Below are 18,750 nucleotides of genomic sequence, written 5' to 3'. Positions count from 1 at the left end.
ATACTAATATTAACCAGAATAAATGAAATACCTCTTAAGTAAAATTTTTCTCGTTTTCTTAGCTTTCGGCTACGTTCTCGTGTCAAACTCATTTGCTCAGAACCAGGCGTATAAACTCTGGTATACTAAGCCAGCAGAGAAATGGACCGATGCTTTACCAATTGGAAACGGGCGTTTGGGTGCAATGATTTTTGCAGGATTGGAAAGCGACCGTATTCAGTTTAATGAAGAGACTTTATGGACTGGTGAGCCAAGAAATTATCAGAGAGAAGGTGCCGGAAACTACCTTTCAGAGCTAAGGAAATTGCTTTCAGAAGGCAAGCAAAAAGAAGCGGAGGATCTTGCTGCGGAAAAGTTTATGGGCATGAAAAGCACTGAAGGCCAGCGTGAAAAATGGCTTAGCGATATGCGTTCTTTTCAGGGAATGGAAGGTAATCCATCACTTGAAAATTACGACGATAGCAAATGGGAACTTTTTAATGTTCCTACTTATGAGGGTTGGGAAACCCAGGGCTTAGAAATCGATGGTGCTGTGTGGTTTCGCACAACGTTTGAACTTCCGGATAAGTGGTTGGGAAAGGATCTCGTTCTGGATCTGAACCGCATTCGTGATCAGGATTTTACATACGTTAACGGAAAGCTTATCGGATCCACAAACAGCACTGAAGGAAGAAAATACATCGTCCCGAAAGGCTCTTTAAAAAAGGGAAGGAATACTATCGCCATCCAGGTTTTAAACTATTTAGATAAAGGAGGGATTGCGGGATATAAAGATACAACCCGTCACATTGCTGTATATCCGCAGAGTGGTACTATGGCAACAGGGATTTCACTGGTTAAGCCATGGAAGTACAAAATACAAAATGATGAACCACCGGCTGTTGCAAAGTTTCAGGCTGATTATCAGCCCTTCGGTGATGTTTTTTTAAATTTCACAGGAGCAGCTTCAGCAACTAATTACAAACGTCAACTGGATTTAAGTACTGCTGTTTCAACAACCACTTATTCTATTGATGGGGTAAATTATAAACGTGAGTATTTCGTAAGTCAGCCAAACCAGGCTATTGTTATCCATATAAGTGCCGATAAAGCCAAGAGTATCAGTTTTGAAACCTTGCTGAGCAGCCCGCATAAAAACTATGCAACAAGAAAAGTCGATGAAAAAACTCTTGGTCTTTCCCTAAAGGTCAGGAACGGAGCTTTACAGGGTGAAAGCTTACTGCGTGTCGAATCCAAAAATGGAACTGCCCTTGTAGAAAAGGACAGGATTGTTGTAAAAGGAGCAGATGAAGTGACGCTTTATCTTACCGCAGGCACTAATTATGTGAATTATCAGGACGTTTCGGGTAAGCCTCTTTCTTTATGTGAGAATGCTTTGCAAAGTTTAAAAGGGAAAACGTACTTCAAAGTAATGGATGCGCATATTAAAGAATATAGGCAATATTATAATCCATTTTCGATTACTCTGGGAAAAGAGGATAACTCCCTGCCGACAAACGAACGTCTGGCGAAATTTTCTCAATCGAACGATCCTTCGTTTGCGGCCCTTTATGTTCAATACGGTAGATATCTGTTAATCTCAAGTTCAAGACCCGGTACACGCCCTGCAAATCTCCAGGGAATATGGAATGATCTTCTTAGCCCGCCGTGGGGGAGTAAATACACGACAAATATTAATGCGGAAATGAATTACTGGCCTGCGGAACTCTTAAACCTGTCTCCTATGCACCAGCCATTTTTTAAAATGGTCGAAGAATTAGCTGAAACAGGAAAAAAAACCGCAAAAGCACATTATAATGCTTCGGGTTGGGTATTGCATCACAACACGGACGCATGGCGTGGCACGGCTCCGATCAATGCGTCCAATCATGGAATTTGGGTAGGAGGTGCAGGTTGGGTTAGTCAGCATTTATGGGAACATTACCTTTTTACGCAGGATAAAGAATTCTTACGAAACAGGGCTTATCCGATTATGAAGGAGGCCGCTAAGTTTTATGTTGATTTTATGATAAAAGATTCTAAAACCGGCTGGTTAATCAGTACACCTTCTAATTCGCCCGAAAATGGAGGTTTAGTTTCCGGGCCAACGATGGATCACCAAATTATCAGGACATTATTCAATGTAAGCATCCGGGCAAGCGAGATATTAAATACTGATGCCGATTTTCGCGAAACTTTAAAATCTAAAGTCAGTCAGATTGCCCCTAATCAAATTGGTAAGTATGGCCAGCTGCAGGAGTGGCTTGAAGATAAAGATGATACTACAAATAAGCATCGTCATGTGTCTCATTTATGGGGAGTTCATCCCGGAAATGATATAACGTGGGACACAAATCCCGCTGTTATGAATGCGGCAAAGCAGTCGTTAATATACCGTGGTGATGAAGGAACAGGCTGGAGTCTGGCATGGAAAATAAATTTCTGGGCTCGCTTTAAAGATGGCGAACATGCTATGAAGATGGTGAAGATGCTATTACGACCAGCCAGTGGGAACGGTGGTTCTTATGTTAATCTTTTCGATGCGCATCCTCCTTTTCAAATCGATGGAAACTTTGGCGGGGCGGCTGGAATTGGTGAAATGCTGTTGCAGAGCCATACAAAATATATTGATATTCTCCCTGCTTTACCTTCTGATTTTAAAGAAGGAGAGGTTAAAGGTATTTGCGCGAGGGGAGGCTTTGAGCTCAATTTCAAATGGAAAAACGGAACATTAACAGATCTTGAAGTTCTTTCAAAAGCAGGTGAAGATTGTGTGGTACGATATGCAGGTAAGGAAATAAGTATTTCGACTAAAAAAGGGAAGAAGTATAAGTTTAATGGGACACTGAAAAAAATGTAAAAGGAGATGACAGGGGGGGCGAGATGATAAAATGGGCAGTTTAAAGCGCTTTGTTATTTCGACCATCAGGAGAAATCTATAGCGCCCCGTAAAAATCGACTTTTAAAAGTGTCAGACACGTCAAAGGTGTATGACACTCAATACTTAATATACAACGGTAACAATCAACCAAACGATAATGAAGACAATAAGATATATTATACTTCTTTTATTATTTATCTTCACCCAAAACCTTTATTCTCAATCCGGCAGAACTGTTATCTCTCTTGATAACAACTGGCAAACGGTTGCTAACGACAGCAACCAAAATGCATTCAGAGGGTTTGAAAAAACTGCTTTCAAAACCAATAACTGGCAAAATGTAAATGTGCCTCATAGCTGGGATCAGTACGAAGGGTATCGTCGTTTAATGCACGGGAACCGCCATGGCTATTCATGGTACAGAAAAACGTTCAGCACTAATTTAAAGAAAACCGGGAGCCGGTTCTTTTTGTGGTTTGAAGGAGTGGGCTCTTATGCAACCGTGTTTTTAAATGGTAAACAAGTAGGTTATCACGCAGGGGGAAGAACATCGTTTACCTTAGATATTACCAATGCGATCAACCTTGATAATAAACCTAATATTTTAGCAGTTAAAGCCGATCATCCCGCACATATTCAGGATCTTCCATGGGTTTGTGGTGGCTGCTCCACAGAGCGGGGCTTTTCAGAAGGGTCTCAGCCAATGGGGATTTTCAGACCTGTGCATTTAATGGTTACGAAAGACGTTCGGATCGAACCATTCGGTGTGCATATATGGAATGATACCACTGTTACCGAAAAGTCGGCTTTATTGCACCTCAATACTGAAGTTAAGAATTACAGCAATAAAATCAGAACTGTTTTGGTCTCCACCCAAATCTTAAATGATAAAGGAGTAAAAATAGCAGAAGTTCAAACCACGCAAAAGATTATGCCTGGCGCGCTTACTAAAATTTCTCAAAATACCCCTGATTTAAAGAACGTCAGACTTTGGTCTATTAAAGATCCTTACTTATATTCCGTTGTTACTACTGTAAAAGAGAATGGCAAAACTATTGACGAACTTCAAACCCCTTATGGAATTCGCTGGATCAGCTGGCCGATTGGTAAAAAAGATCAGAAGCAGTTTTTCCTAAACGGCAAACCGGTATTTATTAATGGTATTGCCGAATACGAACATTTATTGGGTCAGAGTCACGCCTTTACCGGCGAGCAGGTACGTTCAAGAGTAATGCAAATGAAATCTGCAGGTTTTAACGCTTTCCGCGATGCGCATCAGCCGCATAATCTGCGTTATAATGAGTATTGGGATAAACTGGGCATATTGTGGTGGACCCAAATGGCAGCACATGTCTGGTACGATACACCGGCATTCCGGAAAAATTTTAAAGAACGCTTAGTCGACTGGGTAAGGGAGCGTCGCAACAGTCCGTCTATAGTCCTCTGGGGACTCGAAAATGAAAGTACGCTTCCTGAGGATTTCGCACGTGAATGCACGGAACTAATACGAAGTCTGGATCCGACGGCCTCGTCACAACGTCTGGTAACTACTTGCAATGGCGGCAAAGGAACCGATTGGGATGTGCCTCAGAACTGGACCGGAACCTATGGCGGAGATCCTAAAACTTACGACCAGGATGTAGAACGACAGGTATTGATCGGTGAGTATGGAGCCTGGCGTACACTTGATCTGCATACCGAAGGTCCATTTGTTCAGAACGGTGCTTACAGCGAAGACCGCATGACCCAGTTAATGGAACTGAAGGTGAAGCTTGCTGAATCTGCAAAAGACAAGACAACAGGGCATTTTTTCTGGTTGTTTACGTCCCATGATAATCCGGGAAGGGTTCAGGGTGGTGAAGGATTACGAGAACTGGATCGAATAGGCCCTGTAAACTATAAGGGCTTGTTAACACCATGGGAAGAACCCCTGGATGTATTCTACATGTTCCGCTCCAATTATGCTCCAAAAGAGACCGAACCGATGGTTTACATTGCTTCCCATACATGGCCGGACAGGTGGATCTCAACCGGTAAAAAAGATAGCATAACCGTATATTCTAATTGCGATGAAGTAGAACTGTTTAATGATGTTGATCATTCTTCATTAGGGAAAAGAAAGCGGAGTGGAATAGGCACTCATTTTCAATGGGACGGTGTAAACATTAATTATAATGTGTTATATGCTAAAGGATATGTAAACGGAAAGGTAGTTGCTCAGGATTATATTGTTCTGCACCATTTACCGAGGGCGCCGCATTTTAATGATTTTTTAAAGGATGCTAAGCCCCTGACTGCACCACAATCAGGCTATAATTATTTATACCGAGTTAACTCTGGTGGCCCGGATTATAAAGATGAGAACGGTAATTTGTGGTCAGCAGACCGCCAGCAAAGTGGAAATAATACCTGGGGATCTAATTCATGGACGAAAGATTTTCCCGGCACTCCAGCATTCTACGCCAGTCAGCGTCGAACATATGATCCAATAAAAGGTACGTCAGACTGGAGGCTTTTTCAGGATTTTCGTTACGGATTACATAAACTCAATTATGAATTTCCTGTACCCGATGGCGAATATCTGGTAGAGCTCTATTTCACTGAACCCTGGCTTGGTACAGGGGGAGGAATGGACTGTTCTGCCATGCGACTTTTTGATGTTGCTATAAATAAGCAGGTTGTTATCAAAGATCTTGATATCTGGAAAGAGGCAGGACACGATGTTGCCTTGAAGAAGTCGGTGAAAGTAAAGGTAAAAGGTGGGAAACTTGTAATTGACTTTCCGAATATAAAATCAGGACAGGCAGTTATTTCTGCGATTGCCATCGCCAGCAGAAATAAAGCGATAGTTCCGGCGCCTTCGTCCGGCTCGATTATTGAAAATTTCAGAACGAGCAATAGCTTGTCGGAAAAGTATTCTGTGCAAACATGGATGGGTACAGGTGACAAGCAGTTCGAAAATTCGGAAATTGCATTCACTTCCCTGCCATCGAATCTTTTTGGAGCGGAGTGGATCAGAACATCAACCGGCAAGGCATTAAATGGCACCGAAACATTTAAGGTGAGCGCAGACGCGGATGTTTTTATTGGACTGGGTCAATCCGGCTCCAAAGATCTGTTGGCCGGATATGAAGATACCAAAACTCATATAGCAAATTCCAAAAATCAAAAATTTCAGGTTTTTAGAAAGCGATATTTAAAAGGAGAGCAGGTGAGTTTTGGAAATGTGTTAAAGGGGCAGATGTATATCATAGCAGTTGTACCTGCATCAAATCTCGAACCGGCTCACGATCTTAAAAAAGTAACCTCCTATAAGTCAGTTGAAGCTGCTTTCCTGGGTTCTGGCATAAGTAAAGAAGTGCTTATGGGCAGAGAAAGGGCAATATTCAAAAGGGCTTCCGGCGATGTTCTCGAATTTACTATAAACACAGGCGTGGCCGACACCTATTCTTTAACCGTGAAATATCATAATCCTTTTCAGAAGATTCTAAAAGCTAAGATTGAGGTTTTAGCCGCTGATGGTACGGTTATGAAAAGCCCTGAAATATTCGATATGGCGCCTACCAAAGAAGGCAAATGGAATTACTTTACTACAAATACCGGGACAATGATTAATGCCGGGACTTATAAAGTGAAGCTAAGCTCAGTGGATGCTTCAGGAGTTAGTATAGATGCGTTAGATGTTCAGTAATAAACTTGATACAACGGTACGATAATATCCTACATAAACTCGTCAATATGTGAGAATTTAGAGGCTTTTTTTCCCTCTATATTTATATTACTGAAAGATATTGAGCAATTGATATAATTAGTTATAAACCAATTAAAAATCTTACTAAGTAATTTTAGTAATCGTTAAAGCTTTGCGATCATCCCTCTTGTAAGGAAAATTTTGTGCTCGGTATTTTTTTTTTATTCAGTAAAATCTAGATATAAACCAAACATATGAAACAATCTCTATTCTTTCTTTTTTTGCTGTTATTGCAAATTACAGTCCAGGCTCAAACCCAGGGAAAGGTTTTAAGCGCAGATGACAATTCGCCCCTCCCCGGAGCAACTGTTAAAGTGAAAGGCTCCACGAATTCTGCTGTTACCGATCAGAACGGACTATTTACCATTAGTGCTGTAAAAGGCGACGTCTTAGTGATAAGTTTTATCGGGTACCAGGAAAGAGAACTAAGAGTAGGTGATGAGGGTACCGCATTGACCGTGGCACTTCAACCAGGTGATAATTCTCTAAACGAAGTAGTAGTGGTTGGCTATGGTACCACGAAAAGGCGGGACCTTACAGGCTCTGTTGTGTCGGTAAAGCCTGAGGATATCACCGCCAGGCCGGGCCCGAATCCTATGGAATCATTACAGGGAAGAGTGGCCGGTTTGGATATTACCCGTTCATCAGGGCAGCCCGGAGAGGGAGTCAACCTTCAATTACGTGGTAATAGGTCCATTAAGGCAGACGGAGCACCTTTATTTATCATCAACGGCTTACCCGGAGATTACGCGACGCTTAATCCAAATGATATCGAATCTATCGAGGTATTAAAAGATGCTTCTTCCACTGCTGTCTACGGTTCGGAGGGATCCAACGGAGTAATTATTATTACCACCAAAGGCGGAAAAGCTGGAAAATTGAGTATAGATTTTAATTCCTACTACGGGTATAATGGTTTCTCGACTACCCCAAAAATGAGGACGGGCCAATCCTATTTACAGGCTAAACGCGATGCCTATAGATATACATACGATGCGGCGGCTCAAAAATGGACAACAACCAATGCGCTTTGGCAATCTCCGGCAGATGATGAAAAGATTTTTGGTGCTGCCAGATATCAAACCTTCCAGGAGGGCCAGTTTGTAGATTGGGCAGACGTTTTTTTACGAGATAATGCGGGCACGCAGAATTATAGCCTGGGTGTTTCGGGTGGTAATGATGTGACCAAAGGATATATTTCGTTCAACGTTACAGATGAAAAAGGTCAGTATACTGGAGATCAGTATAAACTATATTCATCCACCATGCGTCTTGACCATAAGATCAGGAAGTGGCTTTCGGTTGGAAGTAACCTTCAGGGCTCGTACGTAGACAGAGACAGAGCTCAGGATAAATTAGAAAACGCATTGGTTACTGATCCCCTAGTGAGACCTTACAAGGCCGATGGATCGCTTAATCCCGACCTGGGCAACAACGTTTACAATCTTCTTCTCAATTATCAGCCCGGCGTTTATGGGAATGTTCAGAACAATACCAGGTTAATGATTAATCCTTATGTAGAACTCAGGCCATTAAAGGGTTTAACTTTCTTGACTCGTGCCAGTGCACAGCTTGGCTATAATAACAGCTATCGTTTTGATGGTATCGGTTCTGTGGCATACACTTATAATAATGCCAATGTTGCCACGGCTCAAATCAATCAGAATCGTAGCCAGGAGTATCGATGGGAGAATATCCTTACCTATAATTTAAGCCTGGCAAATAAACACGATTTTACCTTTACCGGGGTAACTTCCTGGATGCATAGTCAGAATACCAATTCTCAAATGAATCAAAAGAACATCACCTCTAATAACTTCCAATGGTACAATTTCCAGGCGGGCGAGAATTCCACCGGTACATCAAGTTATTTAATGGAAAAAACTTTGGGACTGATGGGGCGTGTAAATTACTCTTTTTTAGGTAAATATCTATTTTCGGCTTCGTGGCGCCGCGACGGGGCCTCAGCTCTATACAGAGAAAACCAATGGGATGACTTTCCAGCAGTGTCTGCAGGATGGAGGATTTCGGACGAAAATTTTATGGCAGGTACGAAAGGTTGGTTGACTAATTTGAAACTTCGTGGAAGTTGGGGTATTACAGGCGCAGCCAGTATTCCTCCTTACAGCTCTGTTCAGAATTTGGAGAGCCAAAACATGGCTTTGGGGGGAACTACTCATCCTATTTATCGCAGCTCACAATTCGTTACTAATGCGGATTTAAGATGGGAGCGGTCGACGAGCACGAATGTGGGTATCGATGCGGGACTTTTCAAAAACCGCATTGATTTAGCATTAGATTATTACAGTACCAACACAGATGGAGTTATTTATAATGTAGGCTTGCCTCAAATTTATGGAGGATATACCCCGGGAGTTGGATATCAAACCTTTGTCAACATAGCTGAAACCAATAATAAGGGTCTGGAACTTACGCTGAATACACGAAATATAGTTTCCAGAAATTTTGAATGGACCTCAGCTATTGCTTTCGGGCGAAATAAAGAGAAAATTGTAAAATTAACCGGAGGGACAGCTAATAATATTACCAACACGGTAACAGGAATTGAAAACCGCGCTGAGGGAAATTACTCACTTACTATTGGTCAACCAGTTGCTTCCTTCCGTAATTTTAAATTAGATGGGGTTTGGCAAATAGGCGAAGAAACTGATGCCGCAGTGTTTGGCAGGCGTCCTGGCGACTTGAAAGTAAATGTTCCGGGCATCACCCGTGTTGGGGCTGGAGTATATGTGAAACAAGCTCCAGATGGTACACAAACCTATTATTATAATAATCTTGCCGAGGCTCAGAAGTATAATTCTGCCCTAACAGCAGCCAATTCAATATACAATGCAGGTAACAATGATTTCCAGATTGTGGGCCATAATAGTCCGGATTGGTCCTTAGGTTTCCAAAACAACTTTAAATACAAAGGCTTTGATCTTGGCGTATATACCTATTTAAGGTGGGGACAAACAATAAACTACAATATGATGGGATGGTATCAGCCGAGCGGATTTGCGATTACTGCCAGTCCATCAAGAACAATTCCAGAACACTTCAACTACTGGACACCAGAAAATCCGTCTAACGATTTCCCGATGATGAATTTCGAAGCAGCGCCTTCAACAATGATAGGATTTTCCGGTCTTAATTATGTTGACGGCTCATTCTTCAAAATCAAAAATATTACCCTGGGTTACACTCTTCCAAAAAATCTAGTTCAAAAGGTTTCTATGCAGAGAATGCGTTTGTATGCTACTGTTACCAATCCCTTGGTGCTTGCAAAAAATGATCTCTTAAAGCAGTATGACCCTGAAATGAATGGTGAGCTGGATTATCCATTAACTAAGCAGGTTGTAGTAGGCTTGAATGTAACATTTTAATAATTAGATGATGAAGCCATGGAATGGGCGAACGACGTGATTTATCATATACCCGTTCGCAGTTCTATGTAAACCAATAAAAAATTAGACACATGAAATTTAACATAACAACAAAGAGAGTTTTATACAGGTGTGGGTTAGGATTACTGATTACACTTTCTGTGCCTTCATGCAAACTGGATGAATTTAACCCTGCTGCTTTATCGGAAGAGAATGTATTGAGAGACTATAGTGGTTTTAAAGCCTATCAATCCAATATTTATTCCAATCTCTGGGGGTCCCTTATAGGGATGCCGTATGGTCTTGTTTCCGAACTCGGAACAGATCTTTGGACATTTCCGGCCAATGGTTCGAGTGTAAGAGAATTAATGGCCTATGAGCAGTTTACGAATAATTCTGCACACGTAAGAAATGTTTGGGATTTTGGTTTTGGGTCGATTAAAGATTGTAACAAAACAATCCAGCTTTCCACTCAGCTAAAGGATGGTAACGCGAATGATATCAAAATCCTGGTAGCAGAAGCGAGGTTGATGAGAGCGTATTACTATTCAGTTTTAGTAACGAATTTTGGAGAGATTCCATTGGTTCTAACAGACGATCCTGTTAAGAATTTACGTCCAACACGTGCAAAAGTTCCTGAAATTTATGCTCAAATCGTGTCAGACTTGAAAGCTGCGGCAGCAGATCTGCCTGTAACGCCGTTTGAAAACAATCCTCAGCGGGTAACCAAGAAAGCTGCACTTGGTCTTCTTGCCCGTGTATATGCCCAGGGAGGTGGAGAAGGGCTGACTGAAGAAGGCAAATCGTATTGGCTCCGTGCAAAAGAAGTGGCAGAAGATTTAATTATCAATAAAGCTACATATGGCGCGATGTTATATCCTGACTTTGCTCAGGTTTTTGCCTCTACCAATAACAGAAATAATTCCGAGGCTTTATTTACTGCTTATGGCTTAAACCCGTATGACCCCTCATATAACGTAGCCACAAGTAACACCAAACCCAATCTCTATCTTCATTTTTATCCTAAGTTCGATGATGCATTTGGAACTACTGATTTATTCAAAAGAAGTGTCAACTCAAATACTTCTAATGCGTATTACGGACGTTTAAACCAGGCGTTTGTTGCACCTACGAAATATTTGGTCAATTGCTTTAATGCGACGTATGATAAACGATGGGAGAATACATTTGCAACTGCGTTCACAAATTATTCGTCGGAGCAGGCTCTTGCCAGTCTTGGTTCAACCGTCGCTCCCGCTCCTGCGAGAGTAACATATAGTGCCGCAACCGTCACACTTACCGCTGCAATGTGTACCAAATATGGTATCGATCCCTCTCATATAGGAAAAAAGATATATCCGTATATTGATGTAAACGCCCAATTGGCTCCCTCGTTTGCTACCTGGCAATACATTCCAAAGGTATGGCCTAAAGGTGTTTATACCGGTGCGATTGCAGCTTTGCAGTCTGTTGCAAATGCTAACTTGCATCCTTATCCGCTGGCCCCCGACGAAGACAGATTCTTTGCATATTTGAGCAAGGAACCACTTAGCGCCGCAGACAAACAAGCGCGCCGCTATGTAACGGTGAATATTGATGATTTGTTCGATCCTTCAGATCCTACAGGTGGCACGTACAAAACGAATAATCCAAATAACGGATTAAAACCTTCAGGCATAGCCACTCTTTTTCCGGCAATGATAAAATTCAACCACAATTTCGACGGCGGCTGGCTGGGTGGCAATTTCCAGCAAAAGCTAGGTAATATTATAGTGATGCGTATGGCGGAGGTTTATTTAATTGCTGCCGAGGCCACTCTACGTTCAGGCGGAACAGGAACCGCAGCTGCGGCGCATTTAAACGTATTGCGTCAACGTGCCGTACGGACTCCTGCAGACTTTACGACAGGAACAGGTATGCAGTTAACTACAGCAACTATGAACGATGTTTTTGATGAATATACCCGTGAACTTTGCGGTGAGTTTAACCGCTGGGCCCTATTAAAACGTCATAGAGCCTTCGAGACCCGTTTAGCCTCTTATAATTCCAGGGCTGCTGCAAGTTTTATTCCTTCCAGACATTATAACAGGCCTATTCCGTTTAATTTCCTGAATACTATTCAGAATGCAGATGAATTTGGAAATAATGGATACTAGTGAGAAATAGTTTTCATCAAAATCCAGGTATTAACCAGGACTTTTGAACCTTTACCATAAAAGCTATAGTGATCCACTATAGCTTTTATCATTTGTACCTAAGGTAATATCATATAGTACCTGGAGAAAATGCTACAAAAATAAATGCCTGGCCCATAGCATATTTGTTTAACTAATTATTCTATAAGCCAAATAATCATTCATGAACAACCTGCCCATTTTTGATCTTGCAGTTATTGTAATATACCTGTTGGCAATGGTGCTGGTCGGATTTTATTTTTCAAGAACCAATAAAAATTCACAGCAGTTTACCAAAGCCTCCGGAACTATCCCGGGTTGGGCTATCGGTATGTCAATCTACGCTACTTTTTTAAGCAGCAATACCTTCCTCGGTGTGCCCGGAAAAGCATTTGGTGCAAACTGGAATGCTTTTGTATTTAGTATTTCCATGCCACTGGCTGCCTGGGTAGCATCTAAATATTTTGTTCCTTTTTATAGAAATACAGGCGAAATTTCAGCATATACCCATCTGGAACATCGTTTTGGTGCCTGGGCAAGAACTTATGCTGTAGTTTGTTTCCTGTTAACCCAACTTGCAAGAATGGGCTCCATTTTCTTTGGAATAGCTTTGAGTTTACAGGCCTTGACGGGTTATTCAATGCAAATGATCATGATAACTATGGGAGTCGTAATTATCATTTATACGGTACTGGGAGGTATAGAAGCTGTTATTTGGACAGAAGTTGTTCAGGCTGTAGTAAAAACTTTCGGGGCTGTCCTTATTCTTTATCTTATTGTTACTGAAATGCCTGGCGGTGTTTCAAAAATCATAGAAATAGGAGAGGTGAACGGGAAGTTTAGCCTTGGAAGCTTTTCTCCTGATTTTACACAAGCATCTTTTTGGGTTGTACTTTTATACGGATTCTTTATCAACCTGAATAATTTTGGTATGGACCAGAATTACATTCAGCGTTATCATACAGCCACCTCAGGTAAAGCCGCAGCTAAATCAATCTGGTTATGTGTATGGTTGTACGTACCGGCTTCCTTATTGTTTTTTGTTATAGGATCTTCGTTATTCGCTTATTACCAGCAGCATCCCGAATTAATCGAAACGATAAAATACCAGGTTGCTGTAGAAAGGGCAGGACTTGGCGCTTCTGCGACACAAATTTCTGGTATTGCCGCCGGTTTACAGCCTGCTGATTATGGAGATAAAGTGATGCCGCATTTTATGGTTACTAAAATACCTGCCGGACTGGTCGGGCTAATCGTATCCGCAATACTTTCTGCAGCTATGAGTACAATAAGTTCTGGTATGAATGCATCAGCGACGGTTTTTTCAGTTGATATCTATAAACGGTATTTTAAGCCTGAAATCACCGAAAAGCAAACACTTCGCTTACTGCATTTGGCTACTGTGGTATTTGGTTTATTGGGTCTGATAGCGGGTATCGCTATGATAGGCGTGAAAAGTATTTTAGACGTATGGTGGGAACTTTCAGGAATATTTGCGGCGGGTATGCTCGGCCTCTTCCTGTTAGGGATTATCAGTAAACAAACAAAAAATCATGAAGCCTTGACCGCTACCATCATTGGTATCCTGGTTATTTTATGGATGACTTTTTCCAATAGTATTCCGTTGGAATATGAGTTTCTTAAAAGTCCTCTTCATAAAAATATGATTATTGTTATTGGTACCCTGACTATTTTTCTTGCCGGACTTTTCCTGACCAGGATCAGAAAAGCATCCATGGTAAACTTATAGGACATTATTATCTATTATAAAATATTATCATCATTATAAAATGGAAATGACACAAAAAGGCTTTATTCCGGTAATGCTAACCCCTTTTAAAGACAATGGAAGTATTGATTTTGATACGCTGACCAGGCTGACAGAAGTTTACTTAAAAGCTGGAGCAAAAGGCCTGTTTGCCAATTGCCTTTCCAGTGAAATGTTCGAGTTAAGCGGTGAGGAAAGGATTGATATCATTAAGCATGTGATAACGGTTGCCGGTGGCTCTGTTCCTGTAGTTGCAACTGGTACATTTGGGGGTTCCATACAAGAACAGGCAGATTTTGTTAATAAAGTGAATGATACCGGCACTGCTGCGGTAATTCTGCTAAATGGCTTGTTGGCTGAAGAACAGGAATCGGATGAGGTGTTTAACGATAGAGTTTTCCAGTTATTAGATCTTACACCAAATGTACCGCTTGGTTTTTATGAATGCCCGGTTCCATATAAAAGGCTTTTATCGCCTAAGCAACTGGAGAGTTTTGTTGCAACCGGCAGGGTTATTTACCATAAAGATACTTCCCTTGATATCGATCAAATTAAAGAAAAGCTTGCTCTGACAAAAGGCCGCGAGTTTGGATTATACGACGCTTACATGGGGCATGCTGTTCAATCATTGAAAGCAGGATCGGCAGGTTTATCGTGTATTCAGGGTAATTATTTCCCGGAATTAATTGTTTGGCTCTGTGATAATTACAATAAGGCAGAATTGCAGACTGAGGTGGATATGGTTCAACTATTTCTGATTGAGAACATGGATGTGATGCACAATGTATATCCGATTGTCTCTAAATATTTTCTGCAAAAAAGAGGCCTTAATATATCAACTTTTACACGCCGGAATGTGGGTGAATTTACGTCCGTTATTAAGTCTCAGGTGGATGATTTGTATGTTAACTACAAACGATTACAGGAAGAGCTGGATTTTAATCCAGCGTTGTATTAACAATTGTTAACCTCAGCCTCTCCCGAAAGAGAGGGGTTTTGGTTTTTTAAACTATCGCTTTTTACTTTTTACTTTTCCCTTTTTAAGCTACATTCTGCTTTATCTTATTTAGGTATTTCCTTTTATATTCTAATGGTGTAATACCCGTTACTTTTTTAAAGTGGCGATAAAAATTTGATACATTGTTAAAGCCACAATCAAAACAGATTACTTCAGTAGGAAGTTTATCTTCAACCAAAGCTCTGCAGGCATGACTGATACGTATTTCTATTAAAAAGTCATAATACGTCTTCTTTGTCATTAACTTAAAATACCTGCAAAATGATGTTACACTAAGATTGCTTATTGAAGAGATCTCTTCCAGTGTAATGTCCTTTTTATAATTAGTCAATGTATAATTACAAACTTTGTTTAAGCGTAAAGTATCCGTTTCATTGGACTGATAAAAAGAACTTTGACCCGATACAATTGTTTTAAATTCTACTGTTTCGGCCAGGGTTTTCAAAATCTGCAGCAGAACGATGATTTTATCCAGGTTTGTTGCTTTAAGGGCATCTTTCATTAATCCGGCCAGCTTTTGTTTGGTTTTCCCGGTAATCACCATTCCGCTTTTAGCTTTCTCGAACAACATTGGCAGCAGGTAAGCTTCCGGCAGGTGAAGAAGATATTTCCCCAGGCAGTCGGGCAAAAAATGTATTACTATTACTTCTATCTCATGATCGGGGCTGTTTTGAAAGTACTGATCTGTACAGCGCCAGGTATGGGGTAAGTTTTCGCCCAGCAAAACAAGGTCTCCGGGTGAATAGTTGCTGATGTTGTTACCTATAAACCGTACACCTTCTCCCTTTATTACATAGTGTAGCTCCAGTTCCGGATGGTAATGCCATATACCGACAAAGTTTGGTTTCTTATCATGACGAATACTGAAAGAGCTTTCAAGCTTTACAGGAACTTTATGAAAAAGTGGTTTCATACATATGTGTTAAATAATCCTCTGGCTTACAAATGAATACATCATCAACTGGCTTATACTGTTCCTTGCTGACCCTGAAAAATTGAGCCAGCCTGCCAATAAAAGTAAAAATAGTTAAAAAAAACATCGAATGCTAATATCCTACACTAAGTTGATAAAAATCAGCAGAATTAGCTGTGCCTCAATTGTCACATTTGTAAGGGCTTAAATAAAAATAATCCCATTTATAAACTACAAACGTCCCACTTTTAAATTAGGGGTACAGCAAAGCAAATGTTACAAATCTTAAATAACAGGTATTTGGAATTATTGTCATGAGTAAATCTTACCAGAACGAAGTATTAATTATTGCAAGCGGAGATTTAAGACTTTCAGCCAATCAAAGTTGCTGGGCCGCACAGGAGGAAATGGAAAACCAGTTAAGGGGAGCATTGGAAAAGCAGGGATGGACAGTTAAACGGGCGCATTCATTCGATAGTGAAAAGAACCATGGGTTTATTGATTCTCAGAAAATGGGGATGGAGGTTTTTAGAAATATTGATAAGAAGCAGCCTTTAATTGTAGCGGAAAGTGTTTGGCAATATTCTCATCACGTTTTAGCGGGATTAACTACACATGAAGGACCTATTCTTACTGTAGCTAACTGGAGCGGCCAATGGCCCGGTTTGGTTGGGATGTTAAACTTAAATGGCTGTCTGACAAAAGCGAATGTTAATTATAGCACGCTTTGGAGCAAGAACTTTGATGATGATTTTTTTACGGATGGATTAAAGCAATGGCTGGAAACCGGCCGCATTAAACATGATAAAAGTCATGTGAAAAGCTTTGATCTAACTAAAATACCATACGAGGATGAGCAGAAAGGAAGGGCTTTCGGTAAGCGTTTAAAGGAGAATAAGGCCATCATGGGTGTATTTGATGAAGGCTGTATGGGAATGTACAATGCAATTATTCCTGACGAATTACTACATAAAACCGGAATATTTAAAGAAAGATTAAGTCAATCGGCCCTATATGCATCTATGAAAACCGTCGAGGACAGCGAATCCAGAAAGATTCTGGATTGGCTGCTTCAGAAGGGAATGACATTTAACTGGGGGAATAATCCGGAAACAGATCTTACTGAGGCACAAACCCTCGAGCAATGTAAAATGTATATAGCTGCCACCAGAATTGCGGATGAATTTGGCTGCGATACTATTGGCATTCAATATCAGCAGGGCCTTAAAGATCTTACTGTAGCAAGCGATCTTGTTGAAGGATTATTGAATAACCAGGATCGTCCTCCGGTTTATTCCGAATCAGGCAAAGAATTATATGCTGGTGAAGCCTTACCTCATTTTAATGAAGTGGATGAATGCGCAGGTTTAGATGCCTTGCTCACATATCATTTATGGAAAGAAATGGGTATGGAAGGAGAGAATACGCTTCATGATATCCGCTGGGGCGAGAATTTTAAGATAAACGGCACCGATGAATTTGTGTGGGTATTTCTGATTTCTGGCGCCGCACCTGCTGCACATTTTATCGGTGGATATAAAGGGGCATCCAGTGACAGGCAACCACCGATGTTTTTCCGTTTAGGCGGCGGTACACTTAAAGGAATAAGTAAGCCAGGTCATATCGTATGGAGCAGAGTTTACGTTAAAGATAATATCCTTCAATGTGATATGGGTGTAGGAGAGGCAGTTGAGCTCCCCGAGGCTGAAACCCAAAGACGCTGGAAAGAAACAACCACGCAATGGCCTATTATGCATGCCGTATTGAAAGGAGTGAGCAGGGATCAGATGATGGCAAGGCATCAGGCAAATCATATACACGTAGTTTACACGAGCGATGAGGCTGCAGCGCATAAAGCTTGCAGGATCAAAGCCGCTGCGTTGGCAGAATTGGGCCTGCAAGTTCATTTCTGTGGTGATATAAACCTAAATAATTAACTTTTATAATCTATGAAATTAGCTTTCAAAACAGTATTGATTTATTCTGTAATCAGTACTTTATTCTCAGTTACTGTATGGGCACAGCAAAATCTGGATGATAGCAAGGCTTATAAAAAGGTAGTAACAGAACGCGCAGATAAAATTGTTGTAAATCTGGGCATCACAGAAGCTGATAAAACTGCTAAAGTACGTGATATAATTGCGCAGCAATATATTGATCTGAATGAAATTCACGACACCCGAAATAATGCTATTAAAAACTTAAAGGAGATAAATAAGGAGAATAAAGAAAAGGCAGAACCAGCTATAAAGCGCCTCGAGGAAAAAGCCGATAAAAAGCTGAAAAAACTTCACAAAAAATATATAGCAAAGCTAAATAAGAACTTATCAGCTGAACAGGTTGAGAAGGTTAAAGATGGCATGACCTATGGGGTTTTGCCTATAACATATAAAGGGTATCAGGAGATGCTGCCCAATTTGACAGTTGAACAAAAGAAGCAAATATTGCTGTATCTTACCGAAGCACGTGAATATGCGATGGATGCAGAATCGTCAGAAAAAAAGCATGGATGGTTCGGCAAATACAAAGGTAAAATCAATAATTATCTTTCGAAAGCTGGAATTGATATGAATAAGGCGAGTAAAGAATGGCAGCAACGGATTAAAGACGAGGCTGCGAGCAAAAAGACTAATTAAATCCCCAGGATAATATCGTATAATATCTTGAGAACATGCTATAAAAAAACACTGGCTTTGACCTATAAATTTGATATACAAATCTAACCAATTTTAAAGGCTCGAATCATAGTTCATCTGCACTAGTCATTAAGTAACAGTATGTTGCGCTTTTTGCAGAAATTTTCGTAAAGAAAAATTTAAAAATTAACCAATATATAAATTAACTCAAATGAAAGGTGGAATTAATGACTAGACATCGTCT

At 40.7% G+C, this 18,750-nt stretch carries 9 protein-coding genes; 8 read left to right on the top strand and 1 reads right to left on the bottom strand.

Translation table 11 applies throughout. From position 1 onward, the window contains the following. The first annotated feature begins 22 nt into the window (after positions 1-22). From WG906_RS13285 to WG906_RS13260, 6 genes are all read left to right on the top strand, one after another. Positions 23-2,839 carry a glycoside hydrolase family 95 protein gene (locus WG906_RS13285; RefSeq protein WP_339993184.1) on the top strand — a complete coding sequence of 939 codons (2,817 nt, stop codon included), beginning with the start codon at positions 23-25 and terminating at the stop codon, positions 2,837-2,839. A 178-nt stretch (positions 2,840-3,017) separates the two neighbouring features. Further along, positions 3,018-6,551: a malectin domain-containing carbohydrate-binding protein gene (locus WG906_RS13280; protein WP_339993183.1), complete on the top strand. Its 3,534-nt coding sequence runs from the start codon at positions 3,018-3,020 to the stop codon at positions 6,549-6,551. Between the two features lie 254 nt (positions 6,552-6,805). Continuing rightward, a complete protein-coding gene (locus tag WG906_RS13275) occupies positions 6,806-9,997 on the top strand; it encodes a SusC/RagA family TonB-linked outer membrane protein (protein ID WP_339993182.1) in 3,192 nt (1,063 codons plus the stop codon). Positions 9,998-10,089: 92 nt separating this feature from the next. After that, positions 10,090-12,153 (top strand): RagB/SusD family nutrient uptake outer membrane protein, encoded by a 2,064-nt coding sequence (locus tag WG906_RS13270; RefSeq protein ID WP_339993181.1) that lies wholly within the window; start codon positions 10,090-10,092, stop codon positions 12,151-12,153. A gap of 202 nt (positions 12,154-12,355) precedes the next feature. Next, positions 12,356-13,921: a sodium:solute symporter family protein gene (locus tag WG906_RS13265; RefSeq protein WP_339993180.1), complete on the top strand. Its 1,566-nt coding sequence runs from the start codon at positions 12,356-12,358 to the stop codon at positions 13,919-13,921. Between the two features lie 40 nt (positions 13,922-13,961). Next, a complete protein-coding gene (locus tag WG906_RS13260) occupies positions 13,962-14,897 on the top strand; it encodes a dihydrodipicolinate synthase family protein (protein ID WP_339993179.1) in 936 nt (311 codons plus the stop codon). 82 nt (positions 14,898-14,979) lie between these two features. On the opposite strand, the gene WG906_RS13255 is transcribed toward WG906_RS13260, so the two are convergent. Then, positions 14,980-15,870 carry an AraC family transcriptional regulator gene (locus tag WG906_RS13255; protein ID WP_339993178.1) on the bottom strand — a complete coding sequence of 297 codons (891 nt, stop codon included), beginning with the start codon at positions 15,868-15,870 and terminating at the stop codon, positions 14,980-14,982. 314 nt (positions 15,871-16,184) lie between these two features. On the opposite strand from WG906_RS13255, the gene WG906_RS13250 reads away from it, so the two are divergent. Then, a complete protein-coding gene (locus tag WG906_RS13250) occupies positions 16,185-17,807 on the top strand; it encodes a fucose isomerase (RefSeq protein WP_339993177.1) in 1,623 nt (540 codons plus the stop codon). A 12-nt stretch (positions 17,808-17,819) separates the two neighbouring features. Next, the gene (locus tag WG906_RS13245) at positions 17,820-18,506 is read left to right on the top strand and encodes a DUF3826 domain-containing protein (RefSeq protein ID WP_339993175.1); all 687 of its coding nucleotides are present in this window, start codon (positions 17,820-17,822) and stop codon (positions 18,504-18,506) included. Positions 18,507-18,750 lie beyond the last annotated feature (244 nt).

It is taken from the genome of Pedobacter superstes (assembly GCF_037622515.1).
GTDB lineage: Bacteria > Bacteroidota > Bacteroidia > Sphingobacteriales > Sphingobacteriaceae > Paradesertivirga > Paradesertivirga superstes.
This window is presented reverse-complemented; position numbering and strand designations above follow the sequence as displayed.

Excerpts from the sequence above, each read along its gene's own strand:
- WG906_RS13285 (WP_339993184.1), top strand. The coding sequence starts at position 23 with ATGAAATACCTCTTAAGTAAAATTTTTCTCGTTTTCTTAGCTTTCGGC.
- WG906_RS13280 (WP_339993183.1), top strand. The coding sequence starts at position 3,018 with ATGAAGACAATAAGATATATTATACTTCTTTTATTATTTATCTTCACC.
- WG906_RS13275 (WP_339993182.1), top strand. The coding sequence starts at position 6,806 with ATGAAACAATCTCTATTCTTTCTTTTTTTGCTGTTATTGCAAATTACA.
- WG906_RS13270 (WP_339993181.1), top strand. The coding sequence starts at position 10,090 with ATGAAATTTAACATAACAACAAAGAGAGTTTTATACAGGTGTGGGTTA.
- WG906_RS13265 (WP_339993180.1), top strand. The coding sequence starts at position 12,356 with ATGAACAACCTGCCCATTTTTGATCTTGCAGTTATTGTAATATACCTG.
- WG906_RS13260 (WP_339993179.1), top strand. The coding sequence starts at position 13,962 with ATGGAAATGACACAAAAAGGCTTTATTCCGGTAATGCTAACCCCTTTT.
- WG906_RS13255 (WP_339993178.1), bottom strand. The coding sequence starts at position 15,870 with ATGAAACCACTTTTTCATAAAGTTCCTGTAAAGCTTGAAAGCTCTTTC.
- WG906_RS13250 (WP_339993177.1), top strand. The coding sequence starts at position 16,185 with ATGAGTAAATCTTACCAGAACGAAGTATTAATTATTGCAAGCGGAGAT.
- WG906_RS13245 (WP_339993175.1), top strand. The coding sequence starts at position 17,820 with ATGAAATTAGCTTTCAAAACAGTATTGATTTATTCTGTAATCAGTACT.